18 protein-coding genes and 1 pseudogene are annotated in these 16,877 nt (G+C 71.9%); 16 read left to right on the top strand and 3 right to left on the bottom strand.

Translation table 11 applies throughout. The features are described from left to right. Positions 1-43: 43 nt before the first annotated feature. A complete protein-coding gene (locus tag AB0I77_RS33395) occupies positions 44-1,624 on the bottom strand; it encodes an oxidoreductase (RefSeq protein ID WP_363286485.1) in 1,581 nt (526 codons plus the stop codon). Between the two features lie 191 nt (positions 1,625-1,815). On the opposite strand from AB0I77_RS33395, the gene hisD reads away from it, so the two are divergent. From hisD to hisF, 8 genes are read left to right on the top strand one after another with little or no spacing between them, the layout of a single operon-like run. Continuing rightward, positions 1,816-3,141 (top strand): histidinol dehydrogenase, encoded by a 1,326-nt coding sequence (hisD, locus tag AB0I77_RS33390; RefSeq protein ID WP_363286484.1) that lies wholly within the window; start codon positions 1,816-1,818, stop codon positions 3,139-3,141. After that, on the top strand, positions 3,138-4,247 hold the full coding sequence (locus AB0I77_RS33385) for a histidinol-phosphate transaminase (protein WP_363286483.1): 1,110 nt from the start codon (positions 3,138-3,140) through the stop codon (positions 4,245-4,247). The genes hisD and AB0I77_RS33385 overlap by 4 nt, the downstream gene beginning before the upstream one ends. Then, positions 4,244-4,837, top strand: a complete 594-nt coding sequence (hisB, locus tag AB0I77_RS33380; RefSeq protein WP_046261880.1) for an imidazoleglycerol-phosphate dehydratase HisB — start codon at positions 4,244-4,246, stop codon at positions 4,835-4,837. The genes AB0I77_RS33385 and hisB overlap by 4 nt, the downstream gene beginning before the upstream one ends. Then, positions 4,834-4,998 carry a hypothetical protein gene (locus AB0I77_RS33375; protein ID WP_363286482.1) on the top strand — a complete coding sequence of 55 codons (165 nt, stop codon included), beginning with the start codon at positions 4,834-4,836 and terminating at the stop codon, positions 4,996-4,998. Before hisB ends, AB0I77_RS33375 begins: the two co-directional genes overlap by 4 nt. Next, positions 4,995-5,663 carry an imidazole glycerol phosphate synthase subunit HisH gene (gene hisH / locus AB0I77_RS33370; protein ID WP_363286481.1) on the top strand — a complete coding sequence of 223 codons (669 nt, stop codon included), beginning with the start codon at positions 4,995-4,997 and terminating at the stop codon, positions 5,661-5,663. The genes AB0I77_RS33375 and hisH overlap by 4 nt, the downstream gene beginning before the upstream one ends. Then, positions 5,660-6,385: a bifunctional 1-(5-phosphoribosyl)-5-((5-phosphoribosylamino)methylideneamino)imidazole-4-carboxamide isomerase/phosphoribosylanthranilate isomerase PriA gene (gene priA, locus AB0I77_RS33365; protein WP_363286480.1), complete on the top strand. Its 726-nt coding sequence runs from the start codon at positions 5,660-5,662 to the stop codon at positions 6,383-6,385. Before hisH ends, priA begins: the two co-directional genes overlap by 4 nt. After that, the gene (locus AB0I77_RS33360) at positions 6,382-6,795 is read left to right on the top strand and encodes a RidA family protein (RefSeq protein ID WP_363286478.1); all 414 of its coding nucleotides are present in this window, start codon (positions 6,382-6,384) and stop codon (positions 6,793-6,795) included. The genes priA and AB0I77_RS33360 overlap by 4 nt, the downstream gene beginning before the upstream one ends. Continuing rightward, positions 6,792-7,547, top strand: a complete 756-nt coding sequence (gene hisF, locus AB0I77_RS33355) for an imidazole glycerol phosphate synthase subunit HisF (RefSeq protein ID WP_363286477.1) — start codon at positions 6,792-6,794, stop codon at positions 7,545-7,547. The genes AB0I77_RS33360 and hisF overlap by 4 nt, the downstream gene beginning before the upstream one ends. A gap of 233 nt (positions 7,548-7,780) precedes the next feature. On the opposite strand, the gene AB0I77_RS33350 is transcribed toward hisF, so the two are convergent. Further along, complete coding sequence (locus tag AB0I77_RS33350) at positions 7,781-8,422, bottom strand: TetR family transcriptional regulator C-terminal domain-containing protein (RefSeq protein ID WP_363286476.1); 642 nt, start codon at positions 8,420-8,422, stop codon at positions 7,781-7,783. Positions 8,423-8,580: 158 nt separating this feature from the next. Between AB0I77_RS33350 and AB0I77_RS33345 the strand changes: the two genes are divergently transcribed. The 4 genes and pseudogenes from AB0I77_RS33345 to AB0I77_RS33330 form a co-directional block, all read left to right on the top strand. Then, on the top strand, positions 8,581-10,017 hold the full coding sequence (locus AB0I77_RS33345) for a cytosine permease (RefSeq protein ID WP_363286475.1): 1,437 nt from the start codon (positions 8,581-8,583) through the stop codon (positions 10,015-10,017). Next, positions 10,010-11,095, top strand: coding sequence for a DUF917 domain-containing protein (locus tag AB0I77_RS33340; RefSeq protein ID WP_363286474.1), 1,086 nt, complete (start codon positions 10,010-10,012; stop codon positions 11,093-11,095). The genes AB0I77_RS33345 and AB0I77_RS33340 overlap by 8 nt, the downstream gene beginning before the upstream one ends. Next, a complete protein-coding gene (locus tag AB0I77_RS33335; protein WP_363286473.1) occupies positions 11,092-12,651 on the top strand; it encodes a hydantoinase/oxoprolinase family protein in 1,560 nt (519 codons plus the stop codon). Before AB0I77_RS33340 ends, AB0I77_RS33335 begins: the two co-directional genes overlap by 4 nt. Positions 12,652-12,686: 35 nt before the next feature. Continuing rightward, positions 12,687-13,022: pseudogene (locus AB0I77_RS33330) on the top strand (MFS transporter); the annotation flags it as partial. 76 nt (positions 13,023-13,098) lie between these two features. Here AB0I77_RS33330 and AB0I77_RS33325 read toward each other — a convergent pair. Further along, positions 13,099-13,734, bottom strand: a complete 636-nt coding sequence (locus tag AB0I77_RS33325; protein ID WP_363286472.1) for a TIGR03085 family metal-binding protein — start codon at positions 13,732-13,734, stop codon at positions 13,099-13,101. 84 nt (positions 13,735-13,818) lie between these two features. Between AB0I77_RS33325 and hisI the strand changes: the two genes are divergently transcribed. The 4 genes from hisI (at position 13,819) to AB0I77_RS33305 (ending at position 16,839) form a co-directional block, all read left to right on the top strand. Beyond that, positions 13,819-14,214 (top strand): phosphoribosyl-AMP cyclohydrolase, encoded by a 396-nt coding sequence (hisI, locus tag AB0I77_RS33320; RefSeq protein WP_363286471.1) that lies wholly within the window; start codon positions 13,819-13,821, stop codon positions 14,212-14,214. 11 nt (positions 14,215-14,225) lie between these two features. After that, the gene (locus AB0I77_RS33315) at positions 14,226-15,704 is read left to right on the top strand and encodes an anthranilate synthase component I (RefSeq protein WP_363286470.1); all 1,479 of its coding nucleotides are present in this window, start codon (positions 14,226-14,228) and stop codon (positions 15,702-15,704) included. An 84-nt stretch (positions 15,705-15,788) separates the two neighbouring features. Then, positions 15,789-16,430, top strand: a complete 642-nt coding sequence (locus AB0I77_RS33310; protein WP_363286469.1) for a TIGR02234 family membrane protein — start codon at positions 15,789-15,791, stop codon at positions 16,428-16,430. 157 nt (positions 16,431-16,587) lie between these two features. Next, positions 16,588-16,839: an HGxxPAAW family protein gene (locus tag AB0I77_RS33305; protein WP_363286468.1), complete on the top strand. Its 252-nt coding sequence runs from the start codon at positions 16,588-16,590 to the stop codon at positions 16,837-16,839. The last annotated feature ends 38 nt before the right edge of the window (positions 16,840-16,877 follow it).

The following is a 16,877-nucleotide window of genomic DNA, read 5'->3' as shown; positions in this document are numbered from 1 at the left end:
CGTCACGCCAACACCACTAGTTCCACCAGTTCTGCGAGTGCTGCTAGTTCCGCCGCAGCAACCGTGTCGCCCCCGCCGCCACCGTCGTCGCCAGGATCCAGCCCAGCAGGATCATCGCGGTGGCCAGCCACTGCCAGCCGCCGCTCAGTTGCCAGAACCCGACCTGGCCCAGATCGATCACCGGCAGCAACAGGTCGAGGGCGAACAGGGCAGGACTCCAGTCCGGATGCTCGCCCCGCTTGAGCGGCGGATGGCTGGCATGGGCGAAGGCCACCGAGCTCGCCGCCCACAGCACGGCCATCCATACGGCGGCCCGGCCCGGCCGGTACCCGTAGGCGACCGTCCAGTCCTGCACGTACCCCCACAGCTTGGCGGCGATCGGCAGGCTCTCGCGGCGGCGCCGCTGCTTGGCGAGCAGCACCTCCCGCGCGTCCTCGTCCTCGCCGCCGTTGCGCAGCACGGTGGCCAGCCGCTCGTACGGCTCCGGGTTGTACTCGGCGGTCGCCGCCGCCACCCACTCCAGCCGCTCGTTCAGCGGGAACGGGCCGCGCGGCACCAGGTTCTCGTAGGCGAAGCCGCCCATGTGCAGCCGGCCCGGGCCCGGCCAGGCGTCCGCCCGGTCCATCAGGTTGACGACCCGCGCCCCGGACAGCACCACACCGCCGCGCACCGGCCGCTCCCCGAGGAAGCGCAGCTCGGGCGTCTGGGCGCGGCGCAGCGACAGCTCCTGCTCGTCGGTGAAGGTGAACCGGGCCCGCTCCAGGTCGACCGCGTCCCCGAACCGCCCGTCGTCCAGCCGCACCCCGCCCTGGCAGTCGAACCGCTGGACCCGGGTCCCGCGCGCCGGGGTGGTCCCGCTCAGCACCGTGCTGCCGAGGCCCGCGGGGGTCAGATACAGCGCGCGCCCCACGGTCAGCTGGGGGGCGTTGAGGGCGTGCCGCGTGTACGGGTTGGCCAGCCGGGCGCCGCGCAGGCTCAGGGAGCCGCCGATGCTGGCGCTGCGCAGGCTCAGCTCGCCGTGCGACTCCAGCATCTCGCCCTGGAAGTCCTGGCCGACGGTCATGCCGTCCGCGGCGATCGAGCGTCCGCTGCGGTCGCGGTAGACGATCGCCTGGTTGAGCAGCAGATCCGTGCCGATCTGCGCGTCGGTGAGCCGGATGCCGTTGTGGAAGCGGCAGCGCGGCAGGTGCAGGTCGCCCTCCGTGTGCACCCGGGCCGCCTCCAGGCGCGGCACCGAGCAGTCCACCATGCGTACGGTCGTGAAGCGGGCCTCCGGCAGCAGGATGTCCCGCTCGAAGCGGCAGCCGCGCATCTCCACGTACGGCACCACCGTGCCGCCCGCGAGGTCCAGGTCGCCGCTGACCTGCACGCCGACGAGCTTCAGCGACGACACCCGGCCCGCGAGCGCGGGCGGTCCGTCCAGCAGCAGCCAGCACACGATGCGCGCCCGCACGGTCCGGTCGGGCCCCCAGGGGTGCCCGCCGTGCGGATCGTCGACGACCGTGTCGCCGCTGCTCAGGTCGTACACGCTGCCATTGCGGAAGGCCTGCCACATGCCGGCCTCGGCGGCGGTCAGATCGTCCGGCAGGACTCCGTCGTCCCGGATGCCGGCCCCCTCGGTCACGTTGCTCCTTTCTCCCTGGCTACGCAGGGGCTACGCGTGAGTTACTCATGGGTTTCGTACAATTGTTCATGCCCGCTGAGTGACGTCCCGAACGCTAGAGGTGAAGGGGATCTTCCGGGTTCGTTCTGGGTCTGTATCAGCCATTGATACGTGCGAACGACGCCCGATCCCGGTCTGAGAGAATTAGCAGCGTGATCTCCCGAATCGATCTGCGCGGCGACGCCCTCCCCGAGGGCCCCGCCCTGCGCGACCTGCTGCCCCGAGCCGACTTCGACGTCTCGGCCGCCCTGGAGAAGGTGCGTCCGATCTGCGAGGCCGTGCATCATCGGGGCGACGCGGCGCTGATCGACTTCGCCGAGAAGTTCGACGGCGTCAGGCTCGGCCAGGTGAGGGTTCCGGCGGATGCTTTGGCCGACGCTCTCGAGCGGCTCGACCCGGCCGTGCGCGCGGCCCTGGAGGAGTCCATCCGCCGCGCCCGCCTCGTCCACCGCGAGCAGCGCCGCAGCACGCACACCACCCAGGTCGTGCCCGGCGGCTCGGTCACCGAGAAGTGGCTGCCGGTCGACCGGGTCGGGCTGTACGCGCCCGGCGGGCGGTCGGTCTACCCGTCCTCCGTGATCATGAACGTGGTGCCCGCGCAGGAGGCCGGCGTCGAGTCGATCGCGCTCGCCTCCCCGGCGCAGGCCGAGTTCGACGGCCTGCCGCACCCGACGATCCTCGCCGCGTGCGCGCTGCTCGGCGTCGACGAGGTGTACGCGGCCGGCGGCGCGACCGCCGTCGCGATGTTCGCGTACGGCACCGAGTCCTGCCCGCCCGCCAACATGGTCACCGGCCCCGGCAACATCTGGGTCGCCGCCGCCAAGCGCTACTTCACCGGCCGGATCGGCATCGACGCCGAGGCCGGCCCGACCGAGATCGCGATCCTCGCCGACGAGACGGCCGACCCGGTGCACGTCGCCGCCGACCTGATCAGCCAGGCCGAGCACGACCCGCTCGCGGCCGCCGTGCTCGTCACCGACTCCGTGCGGCTCGCGGACGCGGTCGCGAAGGAACTTGAGCCCCAGGTCGCGGCCAGCAAGCACGTCGAGGACCGGATCGTCCCCGCGCTCAGCGGCCGCCAGTCCGCGATCGTGCTGGTCGACGGGGTCGACGAGGGCCTCAGGGTCGTCGACGCGTACGGCGCCGAGCACCTGGAGATCCAGACCGCCGAGGCCGCCGCCGTGGCCGACCGCGTGCGCAACGCGGGCGCGATCTTCATCGGCCCCTGGGCGCCCGTGTCGCTGGGCGACTACGCGGCCGGCTCCAACCACGTCCTGCCCACCGGCGGTTGCGCCTGCCACTCCTCGGGCCTGTCCGTCCAGTCCTTCCTGCGCGGCATCCACATCGTCGACTACACCCAGGACGCGCTGGCCGACGTGGCGCATCACGTGGTGACGCTGGCGGAGGCGGAGGACCTGCCCGCGCACGGCGCGGCGGTCAAGGCGAGGTTCGGGTGGAAGGTACCGGCGAGCAAGTGAACTTCGGAATCGACGATCTCCCCGTACGGGACGAGCTGCGCGGCCAGTCCCCTTACGGCGCGCCCCAGTTGGACGTCCCCGTACGGCTGAACACCAACGAGAACCCCTACCCGCTGCCCGAGCCCCTGGTCGAGCGGATCACCGAGCGGGTGCGCGAGGCGGCCCGCGACCTCAACCGCTACCCGGACCGGGACGCGGTGGAGCTGCGCACGCAGCTCGCCAAGTACCTGACGGACACGTCCGGTTACCAGGTCGGCCCGGCCAATGTCTGGGCGGCCAACGGCTCCAACGAGGTCATCCAGCAGTTGCTGCAGACCTTCGGCGGACCGGGCCGTACGGCGATCGGATTCGAGCCGTCGTACTCGATGCACGGGCTCATCGCGCGCGGGACGGGCACGGGCTGGATCTCCGGTCCGCGCAACGAGGACTTCACGATCGACCTGGCGGCGGCCGAGAAGGCCATCGCCGAGAACCAGCCGGACGTCGTCTTCATCACCACCCCCAACAACCCCACGGGCACCGCGGTCCCCCCGGAGACGGTCCTCGCGCTGCATGCAGCCGCGCAGGCGGCGAAGCCGTCGATGGTGATCGTGGACGAGGCGTACATCGAGTTCAGCCACGGCGACTCGCTGCTGCCGCTGCTCGAAGGCCGGCCGAATCTCGTCGTCTCGCGGACGATGTCGAAGGCCTTCGGCGCGGCGGGCCTGCGCCTCGGCTATCTTGCCGCCCACGCGGCGGTCGTGGACGCCGTCCAGCTCGTACGGCTGCCCTACCACCTGTCGGCGATCACGCAGGCGACCGCCCTGGCCGCCCTGGAGCACACCGACACGCTGCTCGGGTATGTCGAGCAGCTGAAGTCGGAGCGGGACCGGCTGGTCGCCGAACTGCTGGCGGCCGGTTACGAGGTGACGGCCTCGGACGCCAACTTCGTGCAGTTCGGGCGGTTCGACGACGCCCAGGCGGTGTGGCGGCAGATCCTCGACCGGGGCGTCCTGGTCCGGGACAACGGCGTGCCCGGCTGGCTGCGGGTGACCGCCGGAACCCCCGAAGAGAACGACGCGTTCCTCGACGCGGTCCGGAAACTCAAGAAGGAGCAGAGCGCATGAGCCGCGTAGGACGCGTGGAACGCGTGACCAAGGAGACCTCGGTCCTCGTCGAGATCGATCTCGACGGGTCCGGCAAGGTCGATGTGTCGACAGGGGTCGGTTTCTACGACCACATGCTCGACCAGCTCGGCCGGCACGGTCTGTTCGACCTGACCGTGAAGACCGAGGGCGACCTGCACATCGACTCGCACCACACCATCGAGGACAGCGCCCTCGCGCTGGGCGCCGCCTTCAAGCAGGCGCTCGGCGACAAGGTGGGGATCTACCGGTTCGGAAACTGCACGGTCCCGCTGGACGAGTCCCTCGCCCAGGTCACCGTCGACCTGTCCGGCCGCCCCTACCTCGTGCACACCGAGCCCGAGAAGATGGCGCCGATGATCGGCGAGTACGACACGACGATGACCCGGCACATCCTGGAGTCCTTCGTCGCCCAGGCCCAGATCGCCCTGCACGTGCACGTGCCGTACGGGCGCAACGCGCACCACATCGTGGAGTGCCAGTTCAAGGCGCTGGCCCGGGCGCTGCGGTACGCGTCCGAGCGCGACCCGCGCGCGGCCGGCATCCTCCCGTCCACGAAGGGCGCGCTGTGACCGGCCTGTCGAGCATCCTGATCGTTGTCGGCCTCTTCCTGCTCGGCGGCATCTACTCCTTCGTCAAGCAGCAGATGCCGAAGAACCTCATCGTGCTGCTGTCCATCGCCGCCGCGATGTGCCTCGTCGCCGGCGTCATGAGGCTGGAGGTGTGGAATTGAGCACCGGTTCACGCACTGGTTCACGCGCTGGTTCGAAGCGAGTCGTCGTCTTCGACTACGGCTTCGGCAACGTCCGCTCCGCCGAGCGTGCCCTCGCGCGCGCGGGAGCCGAGGTCGAGATAACCCGTGACTTCGACACGGCCATGAACGCGGACGGCCTGCTGGTGCCGGGCGTCGGCGCCTTCGCCGCCTGCATGAAGGGCCTGAAGGAGGCGCGCGGCGACTGGATCATCGACCGCCGCCTGTCCGGCGGGCGCCCCGTGCTGGGCATCTGCGTCGGCATGCAGATCCTCTTCGCGCGCGGCATCGAGCACGGCGTGGAGTCCGAGGGCCTCGACGAGTGGCCCGGCTCGGTCGAGCCGTTGCAGGCCGACATCGTGCCCCACATGGGCTGGAACACCGTCGAGGCACCGGCCGGCTCCGAGCTGTTCGCCGGCCTGGACGCGGACGCCCGCTTCTACTTCGTGCACTCCTACGCGGTCCACGACTGGAACCTCCAGACCGCGAACCCGGCGATGCGCGCCCCGCGGGTCACCTGGTCGACGCACGGCAAGCCCTTCGTGGCCGCCGTCGAGAACGGCGCCCTGTGGGCCACCCAGTTCCACCCCGAGAAGTCCGGCGACGCCGGAGCCCAGCTCCTCACCAACTGGATCGGAACACTGTGAGCAAGCTCGAACTCCTCCCCGCCGTCGACGTCCGCGACGGCCAGGCCGTCCGGCTCGTGCACGGCGAGTCCGGGACCGAGACCTCGTACGGCTCCCCGCTGGAGGCCGCCCTGGCCTGGCAGCGCTCGGGCGCCGAGTGGCTGCACCTGGTCGACCTGGACGCGGCCTTCGGGACGGGCGACAACCGCGAGCTGATCGCCGAGGTCGCGAAGGCGATGGACGTCAAGGTGGAGCTGTCCGGCGGCATCCGGGACGACGCTTCGCTGGCGGCGGCCCTGGCCACCGGCTGCACCCGGGTGAACCTGGGCACGGCCGCGCTGGAGACCCCGGAATGGGTCGCCAAGGTCATCGCCGAGCACGGCGACAAGATCGCCGTCGGTCTCGACGTACGCGGCACGACCCTGCGCGGCCGGGGCTGGACCCGCGACGGCGGCGACCTCTACGAGACGCTGGAGCGCCTCGACAAGGAGGGCTGCGCGCGGTACGTGGTGACGGACATCGCCAAGGACGGCACGCTCCAGGGCCCGAACCTGGAGCTGCTGCGCAATGTGTGCGCCGCGACGGACCGTCCGGTCGTGGCCTCCGGCGGAGTGTCCTCGCTGGACGACCTCAGGGCGATCTCCGGCCTGGTGCCTCTCGGTGTCGAGGGTGCCATCGTCGGAAAAGCCCTGTATGCGAAGGCGTTCACCCTGGAAGAGGCCCTGGAGGCGGTAGCCAAGTGAGCGGCGTACGACGTGTCGCGACCGGCGCGCCCTGGGAGGAGACCTTCGGGTACTCCCGCGCGGTGGAGCTGCCGAACGGTCTGGTGCTGGTCTCCGGCTGTACGTCGATCATCGACGGCGAGATCGCCGGCGGCGGCCCCTACGAGCAGACGATCAACGCCTTCGGTGTCGCCCTCGCGGCGCTGGAGGAGCTGGGGCTCGGCCGCGACGACGTCGTGCGTACGCGCATGCACATCACCCATGCCCGGGACGTGGACGACGTCGGACGCGCTCACAAGGAGCTGTTCGACTCCGTCCGGCCCGCCGCATCCATGATCATCGTCTCCGGCTTCGTGGACCCCAGCCTGGTGGTCGAGGTCGAGGTGGAGGCGTTCCGCCCCAGCGGAGAACACGGAGAGTCGCAGTCATGACCCTGGCGGTCCGAGTCATCCCTTGCCTGGACGTGGACAACGGCCGGGTCGTCAAGGGCGTCAACTTCCAGAACCTGCGCGACGCGGGCGACCCCGTCGAGATGGCCAAGGTGTACGACGCCGAGGGCGCCGACGAGCTGACCTTCCTGGACATCACCGCCTCGTCGGGCAACCGCGAGACCACGTACGACGTGGTGCGCCGCACCGCCGAGCAGGTGTTCATCCCGCTGACGGTCGGCGGCGGTGTCCGCACGGCCGAGGACGTGGACAAGCTGCTGCGGGCGGGCGCGGACAAGGTCGGCGTGAACACCGCCGCCATCGCCCGGCCCGAGCTGATCCGTGAGATCGCGGAGCGGTTCGGGCGGCAGGTACTGGTGCTGTCGGTCGACGCGCGCAGGACCGAGTCCGGGTCCTTCGAGGTGACGACCCACGGCGGCCGCAAGGGCACCGGCATCGACGCGGTCGAATGGGCGCACCAGGCGGCCGAGTTGGGCGCGGGCGAGATCCTGCTCAACTCGATGGACGCCGACGGCACCAAGGACGGCTACGACATCGAGATGATCGAGGCGGTGCGCAAGCACGTCACCGTCCCGCTGATCGCCAGCGGGGGAGCGGGGCGCCTTGCCCACTTCCCGCCCGCGATCGCCGCGGGCGCGGACGCCGTGCTCGCCGCGTCCGTCTTCCACTTCGGGGATCTGCGCATCGGCCAGGTGAAGGACACGCTGCGGGGGGCTGGGCAGCCGGTCCGCTAGTGCCCCGGCGGGCAACGTCCGCCCGTTGAGGAGCGGCGTCCGGTGCGTGCTCTGGGGGTCCCCCCTGTGGGGGAGTGCCGGCCGGAAGGCCCCGTCGATGGACCGGATGTACTTGGGCTTTCGGCCGGTGCGGCGAGTGGGGGCACCTCCCGCGCCCTTGAGGCAGCGGGGGAGCGTGCCGGACGTCGCGACGGGGCGAACGTTGCCTGTCGGGGCACTGGCGGGGTCCGTGCTCAGTCGTCGAACGCCGAGGCCAGGGCGTCCCGTTCGAGGCCCAGGGCCGTCTCCGTGAAGCGGGCGATGGTCCGGCGGACGTCCACGATGCCCCGGTTCACTCCGAGCGAGGAGTGGACGATGACGCCGTCCAGCGCCGTGAGCAGCTGCCAGGCCAGGGCGTCGGGATCGTGCGGGGCGAAGTGTTCCTCGCGCAGGCCCCGCTCCAGGACCGCGACCAGCAGGCCGTGGGTGGTGCGCATGGCGTGGTCGACGGCCGCGTGGACCCGCGGTTTGCGGGCCGCCAGATACCAGGCGTCGAGCCACACCGTCTTGTGCGGCTCCGGGCTCTCCGAGACCCACACGCGCAGCATGTGCCGTAGGCCCTCCACCGCGTCGCCGAGTTCCTCGACCTCCTGGAAGGTGCGCTCGAAGTCGGTGGTGACGGCATGCGTGAACGCCTCGGCCTCCAGCGCCTCCACCACGTCGAAGTAGTGGTGGACCAGGCCCGGCGCGCAGCCGAGCCGGGCGGCGACGCCGCGGTAGGTCACGGCCGCGAGCCCCTCCTCCAGCGCGAGGGCCGCCGCCGCCTCGATGATCTCCTGTCGCCGCTCGGCGGGGGACAGACGTCGGCTCCTGGCGGTGGGCTGCGTTGCGCTCATACGGCACTTCCTACGTCAGGCGGCTCGGTCCGGGCAAACCCCGGACCTGTTTATTGGCCACCCGGCCAATAACTCTTGACCGATCCGCCCGTACCGTGGTGGACTCCTCGCCGTCCCTTCTGTTGGCCATGAGGCCAATAACTTGTGCGGTGGAACCCATGGACCCTCAGCAGGTACTGGCCCCGGCAACGGCCACCAGTCCGCCCGACTCCGGCGGCGACCTGCCCGGCCGGGTCGAGGCCCGCGGCATCGACCACATCCCCGACGCCGAGCGCCACGGGCGTCCGCGCGAACTCTTCTGGGTGTGGTTCGCCGCCCAGATCACCTACCTCTACTTCATCCTCGGCGGCGTGATCCTGCTGCTCGGGCTGACCGTGTGGCAGTCCGTGCTCGTGATCGTCGTGGGCAATCTGTACTGGGCCGGCGTGGGCGCGCTTGCCATCAGCGGCCCGCCGTCCGGCACCCCGAGCGTGGTCGTCACCCGCGCGATGTACGGCGTACGCGGCAACCGTCCGCTCAGCGCGGGCATCGGCTGGCTCGTCGCCATCGCGTACGAGGCCGTCAACCTCGCCCTCGGCGCGCTCGCCGGATTCGCGCTGGCCGACCACCTGGGGCTGACCGTCTCGGGCCCGGTCAAGGTGGCCGTCCTGCTCGTCACCGCGGTGCTGACCTTCTCCGTCAGCGTCTACGGGCACGCGACCATCGTGCGGATCAGCCCGTACTGCACCGCCGTACTCGCCCTGGTGATGGTGCTGCTCGCGGTGTTCGTGCTGCGCGAGACGGACACCGGCTACGTCCCCGAGGCCCCGCTGCACGGCGGCGACCTGCTCGCCACGCTCTCGGTCGGCGTCGCGATCATCGCCGCCGTACCGCTGTCCTGGGCCAACGGCGCGGACTACGCCCGCTATCTGCCGCGTACGGTCTCGCTGCCCCGGGTGCTGACCTACACCGCCCTCGGCGGCTTCCTCCCGGCGGTCGGGCTGGGCGTCCTCGGCGTCCTGGCCGGCACGCGGATCGACATGGCGGACCCGCAGACCAACCTGGCCGAGATCGTGCCGGGCTGGTTCTATCCGCTGTTCCTGTTCGTCATCGTCTTCAGCTCGATCACGAACAACATCCTCACCGCGTACTCGTCGGGCCTGTGCCTCCAGTCGATGGGGCTGCGGGTCAGCCGGGCCCGGTCCGTGTTCCTCGACGCGGCGCTGAGCATGGCCCTCGCCGCCTACGCCCTGTTCGTCCACGACTTCACCGACTCGCTGAGCCGCGCCCTCGAAGTGACGGTGGCCGTGCTCGCCCCCTCCATGGCGCTCTACGTCGCGGACATCGTGCTGCGGCGCAACCGCTACGACGGCGTCGCCCTGCACGACGAGACGCCCACCGGCCGCTTCTGGTACCGCGGCGGCTTCAACCTCGCCGGCACGGCCGCGCTCGCCGTCGGCACCTTCGGCACGCTGCTGTGCGTGAACACCACCGACTTCCAGGGGCCGCTCTCGGGCGCCCTCGCGGGCGGCGACGTGAGCTTCCTGGTCGGGCCCGTCCTGACGGTGGCGGTGTACGCGGCGCTGTGGCGCTGGAGCGAGGGGCGTCATGTCTGAGCACCACGTGCTGACCACCGCCGATCTGGAGGATCTCGCGCTCGGCTGCGCCGTGTACGGCACCGGCGGTGGAGGCGACGTCTCCGGCGAGCTGCTGGCGGCGTCCCTCGCCGTCCACGCCCACGGCGACGTACCCCTCGTACGTATGGCGGGCCTGCCGCCCGACGGGCTGATCCTGCCCCTGTCGATGATCGGGGCGCCGACGGTCAGTCAGGAGATGCTGGGCAGCGGCCGGGAGGCGGCGGCCGTCCGCGAGGAGGTCGAGCGGCTGACCGGGCGGCCCGTCACCGCGGTGATGGCCATGGAGATCGGCGGCGCGAACGGTGTGGCGGCCATCGGGTGGGCGGCCCAGCTCGGGCTGCCCCTCGTCGACGCGGACGGCATGGGGCGGGCCTTTCCCGAGCTGCAGATGGTGTCCATGCATGTCGCGGGGCTCGAACCGTCCGTCGTCGTGCTCGTCGACGCGCTCGGCAACCTCGCCACGCTCCGGCCGGTCGACGCGGCCTGGGCCGAGCGATGGGGGCGCGCGCTGTGCGTCGCCTCGGGCTCGTCCGCCCTGCTGGCCGACCACCTGCTGACCCCCGCCGACCAGGGTGCGGTCGTCCACGGCTCCGTGTCCCGGGCTCTGGAGGCGGGCCGCGTGATCCGCACCGCCGCCGAACCCATGGACGCGCTCGTGGCGGCCCTCGGCGCCCGGCGGCTGCTGACCGGCACGATCGAGGACCTGGACCGGGACACGGACGAGGGGTTCGTGCGCGGCGGCGTGACCGTGTCCGGACGCGGCCTCGACCTCGGCCGGGAACTCCGCGTCGACCTCCAGAACGAGAACCTGGTGGCGCGGGAAGGGGAGTCGGTCCTGGCGAGCGTGCCGGACCTGATCTCGATCTGCGACACGCGCACCGGCATCCCGATCGCCACCGAGTCGCTGCGCTTCGGCCAGCGGGTCACGGTGATCGCCTGGCCGTGCGATCCGCTCTGGCGCACGGCACGGGGGCTGGAGACGGCGGGGCCGGCGGCCTTCGGTTACGCGCACCCCTACGTGCCCGTGGAGACCCTGCTGGAGAGGAACAGCCGGTGAGCCGTCGTACAGAACCATGGCTGCGCATCGGCATCGACGTGGGCGGCACCAACACGGACGCCGTCGCCCTCGACTGGGACGACCGCATGATCGCCCGCGCCAAGCGGCCGACCTCCGACGACGTCACCGCCGGTATGCGGGCCGCGCTGGCGGCGGTCCTGGCGGAACTGGGCGCGCGGGCCGGTGACGTACGGAGCGTCATGGTCGGCACGACCCACGCCACCAACGCGGTCGTCGGACGCCGCGATCTGGCCAAGGTCGGCGTCCTGCGGATCGGCGCGTCCGTCACCGCCGCGGTCCCGCCGCTGGCCGACTGGCCCGGGGATCTGCGCCGCGCGGCCGTGGCGGGCACGGCCCAGGTCGACGGCGGACACCTGATCGACGGCTATCCGGTCGCGCCGCTCGACGTCGAGGCGGTCAAACGCTTCCTGGGTGGCATCGCGGGAAGGGCTGAGGCCGTCGCTGTCACCGGGGTCTTCAGCCCGGTCCACCCGGAGCACGAACTGAGGGTCGCCGAACTCGTACGAGCGGAACTCGGCCCCGGGATCAGCACGTCGATGGGCCATCAGATCGGCGCCCTCGGTCTCCTCGCCCGCGAGAACGCGACCGTCCTCAACGCGGCCCTGCGGCCGGCGGTGGCCGCGGTCACGGCCGCCCTCGCCCAGGCCCTCGACGAGCACGGGCTGGACGTCGCCACGTACTTCACGCAGAACGACGGCACCTTGATGGACGCGGCCCACGCCGACCGCTTCCCCCTGCTCACCATCGGATCGGGACCGTCGAACTCCCTGCGCGGAGCCGCGCTCCTGTCCGGCCTGACCGACGCCGTCGTGGCCGATGTCGGCGGCACTACCACCGACCTCGGAGTCCTCGTCGATGGCTTCGCGCGCGAGAGCGCGGCCGGCAGCGTCATCGGCGGTGTCCGGACGAACCTGCCCATGCCCGACGTGCTGTCGATCGCCTACGGCGGCGGCACCGTCGTGTACGCGGACCGCACGGGACCCGAATCCGTCGACCGGGCGATCACGGCGCAGGCCCTGGTCTTCGGCGGCTCGACGCCCACGCTCACCGACGCGGCCGTCTTCGCCGGCCGGCTCGCGCTCGGCGACCGCGCCCGCCTCGGGTCCGGGCCGGGCGGCCGGCTGAAGGCCGCCGTCGAGGACTTCGACCACAGCCTCTTGGAAGCCGTCAGCCTCGTCTCCCACGGCCGCCGCGACCAGCCGGTCGTCGCCGTGGGCGGCGCGGCCGGGCTGATCCCCGCCACGGTCGACGGCCACAGCGTCGAACGGCCCCGCCACGCCGACGTCGCCAACGCGGTGGGCGCGGCCATCGCCCTGGTCAGCGGCGAGCACGAGACGGTCGTCCCGGCCGGCTCGGGCCGCCTGGACGCCCTGGCGCAGGCCCGCGAGACAGCGGTCGCCAAAGCCGTCGCGGCGGGCGCGGATCCCGTCGGCACGGCCGTCGTCCGCATCCGGGAGGTTCCGCTCAGCTATGGCGGGCGGCGTTCGATCAGGGTCGTGGTGAAGGCGGTCGGGCCGCTGGCGGCTGTGCGCTGAGCTCCGGGAGATGAGAAAGAGAAGTTGCGCAATTCGCGGGTTCGGTCGCGATCGGCGCCCTCGCCTTCGTCCCGGATGTCCTCGCGGCCGTCGCAGTGGCCCTGCTGGTCGGGCTGCTGGCCGGGGTCAGCGGCGCGATGTGCGGCGCCCTGACGCAGACCCACGCGGACCCCGCCTACCTGGGCCGCGTCACCGCCGTCGCCGGCCTGGTCAGCCTCGGCTTCGCCCCGCTCAGCATGCCGCTGTCCGCCGCGGCCGTCGGCGCCTGGGGCACCGGCCCGGTGTTCGTCGTCAGCGCGGCCGTCTGCGGGCTCGGCGGGGTCGTGGTCCTGTGCGTCCGCGACCTGCGCCGGGCCGAGCTGCCGCGCTGAAGAAGCACCCGTCAGATGCCCGGCTGGCGCGCTGAGCCACGTGCCAGATGCCCAGCTCCCGCGCTTGAACCACCCGTCAGATGCCCAGTTGCTTCGCCTGGTGCAGCCTGGTGATCGCCTCCTTGTCGCCGTCCAGCTCCACGTCCGCCTCGTTCTGGCGGCCGTACAGGAACAGCAGCAGCTCCGACGGCGCGCCGGTCACCGTGACGACCGGTGTGCCGCGGTGGGCGACCGCCGTCTGGCCGTCCGGCCGGCGCAGCACCAGGCCCGTCGGGGAGCTGCGGCCCATCAGGCGGGAGGTGCGCTCCAGGCGGGACCACAGGGCGTTCTGGAAGACCGGGTCGAGCTCGCGGGGCGTCCAGTCGGGCCGGGCCCGGCGGACGTCCTCCGTGTGGACGTAGAACTCGATCGTGTTCGACATCTCGTCGACCTGCTTGAGCTGGAAGGGCGAGAAGCGCGGCGGGCCGGTGCGGATGAGCTGGATCAGCTCCTCGTACGGCTTCGCCGTGAACTCGGCCGTCACTCGCTCCAGACGGGGCGCGAGCTGCTTGATCAGGATGCCTCCGGCGGCATCGGGGCGGCGCTCGCGCACCACCACGTGCGCGGCGAGGTCACGGGTGAGCCAGCCCTCGCAGAGGGTGGGGGCCTCAGGGCCCTCGGCCTCCAACAGATCGGCGAGCAGAAGTCGTTCACGCTTGGCGAAAGTCGACATGGCAGCCAGCCTACGGCCGGGCCGCCTGTCCGCACAGCGGACAGGCCAGCGGCGCTGTCAGTGGCGCGCGGCACAATGGCATGCATGACCAGTACGCCCGTGCCCAGCAGCCTCGACCCCCAGCTCGCGGCGCGCCTCAAGCGCAGCGCCGACGGCCTCCTGCCCGCCATCGCCCAGCAGTACGACACCGGAGAGGTGCTGATGCTCGGCTGGATGGACGACGAGGCGCTGCACCGCACCCTGACCACCGGCCGCTGCACGTACTGGTCGCGCAGCCGCCGGGAGTACTGGGTCAAGGGCGACACCTCCGGCCACTACCAGTGGGTCAGGTCCGTCGCCCTCGACTGCGACGCCGACACCGTGCTGGTCAAGGTCGACCAGGTGGGCGCCGCCTGCCACACCGGCGCGCGCACCTGCTTCGACGCCGACGTGCTCCTCAAGGACGGCGCCGATTCCGGTGCCGGCGCCACGGATCAGTAGGGTCAGCCGCCATGGACCTCGACACGTTCCGCAAGCTGGCCACCGACCGCCGCGTCATCCCCGTCACCCGCAAGCTCCTCGCCGACGGCGACACCCCGGTCGCGCTCTACCGCAAGCTCGCCGCCGAGCGCCCCGGCACCTTCCTGCTGGAGTCCGCGGAGAACGGCCGCTCGTGGTCCCGGTACTCCTTCGTCGGCGTCCGCTCCGCCGCCACCCTCACCGCGCGCGACGGCCAGGCCCACTGGCTCGGCACCCCGCCCGTCGGCGTCCCGGTCGACGGCGACCCGCTGGCCGCCCTGCGCGCCACCATCGAGGCCCTGCACACCCCCCACCAGGAGGGCCTGCCGCCCTTCACCGGCGGCATGGTCGGCTACCTCGGCTACGACATCGTGCGCCGCCTGGAGAAGATCGGCCCCGGCGAGCGGGACGACCTGAAGCTCCCCGAGCTGACCATGCTCCTCACCAGCGACCTCGCCGTCATGGACCACTGGGAGGGCTCCGTCCTGCTGATCGCCAACGCGATCAACCACAACGACCTCGACACGGGCGTCGACGAGGCCCACGCCGACGCGGTCGCCCGCCTGGACGCCATGGAGGCCGACCTCTCGCGCGCGGTCGCCCAGCCCCCCGCGGTCCTCCCGCCCTCCGAACTCCCCGAGTACACCGCGCTCTGGGGCGGCCCCGACTTCCAGGAGGCCGTCGAGGACATCAAGGAGCGCATCCGCGCGGGCGAGGCCTTCCAGGTCGTCCCCTCGCAGCGCTTCGAAACGCCGTGCACGGCAAGCGCGTTGGACGTGTACCGGGTCCTGAGGGCGACCAACCCCTCCCCGTACATGTACCTGTTCCGCTTCGACGAGTTCGACGTCGTCGGCTCGTCCCCGGAGGCCCTGGTCAAGGTCGAGGACGGACAGGCCATGGTCCACCCCATCGCCGGCACCCGGCACCGCGGGGCCACCCCGCAGGAGGACCAGGCCCTCGCCGACGAGCTGCTCGCCGACCCGAAGGAGCGCGCGGAACACCTGATGCTCGTCGACCTCGGACGCAACGACCTCGGACGGGTCTGCGAGCCGGGCTCGGTCGAGGTCGTCGACTTCATGTCCGTCGAGCGGTACTCGCACGTCATGCACATCGTCTCGACGGTCACCGGCAGGATCACGGCGGGCCGCACGGCCTTCGACGTGCTGACCGCCTGCTTCCCGGCCGGTACCCTCTCCGGCGCCCCGAAGCCCCGCGCGATGCAGATCATCGACGAACTCGAGCCGTCCCGGCGCGGCCTGTACGGCGGCTGTGTGGGCTATCTCGACTTCGCCGGCGACTCCGACACCGCCATCGCCATCCGTACGGCCCTGCTGCGCGACGGCACCGCGTACGTCCAGGCGGGCGCCGGCATCGTCGCCGACTCCGACCCGGTCGCCGAGGACACCGAGTGCCGCAACAAGGCGGCGGCGGTCCTGCGGGCGGTCCACACGGCCAACCGGCTGGGGCAGTAAGGCGCTTCTCAGTGGCGCTTCCCAGGCAAGTGGGGCGCTTCTCACGCAACCCCGGGTAACGGTTCGCCCGATGTTAGGGCGATAGTGGGGTACATGACTGCCGTACCTCACCCTCACTCCGAAGCGGCCGGACCCGCCCGTACCGGCCGCCGGAGCCTCGCCGTCGCCCTGCTGTCGGGTGCGCTCGGCGCGGCCGTGGCGCTGCTGGCCACCCGGCAGCGATGGTCGGAGGGCACCACGACGGTGGCCGGCGGCAACTTCCCCCTGACCGCGACGGGCAGCGACGTCACCGGCGTTCCCGCCGCCCTCGCCATAGTGGGCCTCGCCGCGCTCGTCGCCGTCTTCGCCGTCCGCAAGGCCGGCCGCTTCCTGGTCGCCACCCTCCTCGCCCTCTCCGGCGCCGGCACGATCGCCGCGGCCCTCCTCGGCATCTCCGACAGCTCCGCGCTCGACGAGAAGGCCGCACAGGCCTCCGGCGACACCTCGGCCACCGTGGAAGCGCTCACCCACACCGCCTGGCCCTACCTCGCGGCCGCGGGCGGCGCCCTGATCCTCCTCGCCGGCCTGCTCGCCCTGCGCTACGGCCGGCACTGGCCCGCGATGTCCGGCCGCTACGAGCGGGACGGCGCGCCCCGCCCGCGCCGCAAGCCGGCCACCATCGACCCCGACCGGCCCGAGGACCTGTGGAAGGCCCTCGACCGGGGCGAGGACCCCACCGGGGCATAAGCCCCGATCCATAGGCCCCCGATCCGAAGCCCAACAGGCCTCACGTACGCGCGAGGAGTGACCCCCGGGCCGCCCGCACGCGCGCGTGCGGGACAATGAACCACGAGCGTCCGGCTCACACACGTACACACACGTACACAGCAACGAGGAGCAAGTCATGGCGGGCAGCAGCCACGGTCACACCCCGGCCGCCTGGACCGGTGTCATCATCGCCTTCATCGGTTTCACCGTCTCGGGCGCCTTCATGGTGATGGCCGTCCCGGCGGGCTTCTGGGGCGGTCTGGTGATCGTGGTCCTCGGCGGCGTGGTCGGCTGGATCATGCGGGCGATGGGCCTGGGCCAGCCGAAGAGCAACCACCCGGTGCACCAGACGGCACAGAAGCGCGAACCGGCGAGCGTCGAGAGCTGATTTCCGTACGGCGGTGGCGCACGACTTATCGAGGTTAT

Source organism: Streptomyces sp. NPDC050619 (genome assembly GCF_040654815.1).
In the GTDB taxonomy this organism is placed as follows: domain Bacteria; phylum Actinomycetota; class Actinomycetes; order Streptomycetales; family Streptomycetaceae; genus Streptomyces.
Note: the sequence above shows the minus strand (reverse complement) of the source record. Positions and strands in the feature narration are given on the sequence as shown.

Excerpts from the sequence above, each read along its gene's own strand:
- hisB (WP_046261880.1), top strand. The coding sequence starts at position 4,244 with ATGAGCCGCGTAGGACGCGTGGAACGCGTGACCAAGGAGACCTCGGTC.
- AB0I77_RS33345 (WP_363286475.1), top strand. The coding sequence starts at position 8,581 with ATGGACCCTCAGCAGGTACTGGCCCCGGCAACGGCCACCAGTCCGCCC.
- hisI (WP_363286471.1), top strand. The coding sequence starts at position 13,819 with ATGACCAGTACGCCCGTGCCCAGCAGCCTCGACCCCCAGCTCGCGGCG.
- AB0I77_RS33325 (WP_363286472.1), bottom strand. The coding sequence starts at position 13,734 with ATGTCGACTTTCGCCAAGCGTGAACGACTTCTGCTCGCCGATCTGTTG.
- AB0I77_RS33340 (WP_363286474.1), top strand. The coding sequence starts at position 10,010 with ATGTCTGAGCACCACGTGCTGACCACCGCCGATCTGGAGGATCTCGCG.
- AB0I77_RS33350 (WP_363286476.1), bottom strand. The coding sequence starts at position 8,422 with ATGAGCGCAACGCAGCCCACCGCCAGGAGCCGACGTCTGTCCCCCGCC.
- AB0I77_RS33315 (WP_363286470.1), top strand. The coding sequence starts at position 14,226 with ATGGACCTCGACACGTTCCGCAAGCTGGCCACCGACCGCCGCGTCATC.
- hisF (WP_363286477.1), top strand. The coding sequence starts at position 6,792 with ATGACCCTGGCGGTCCGAGTCATCCCTTGCCTGGACGTGGACAACGGC.
- AB0I77_RS33305 (WP_363286468.1), top strand. The coding sequence starts at position 16,588 with ATGGCGGGCAGCAGCCACGGTCACACCCCGGCCGCCTGGACCGGTGTC.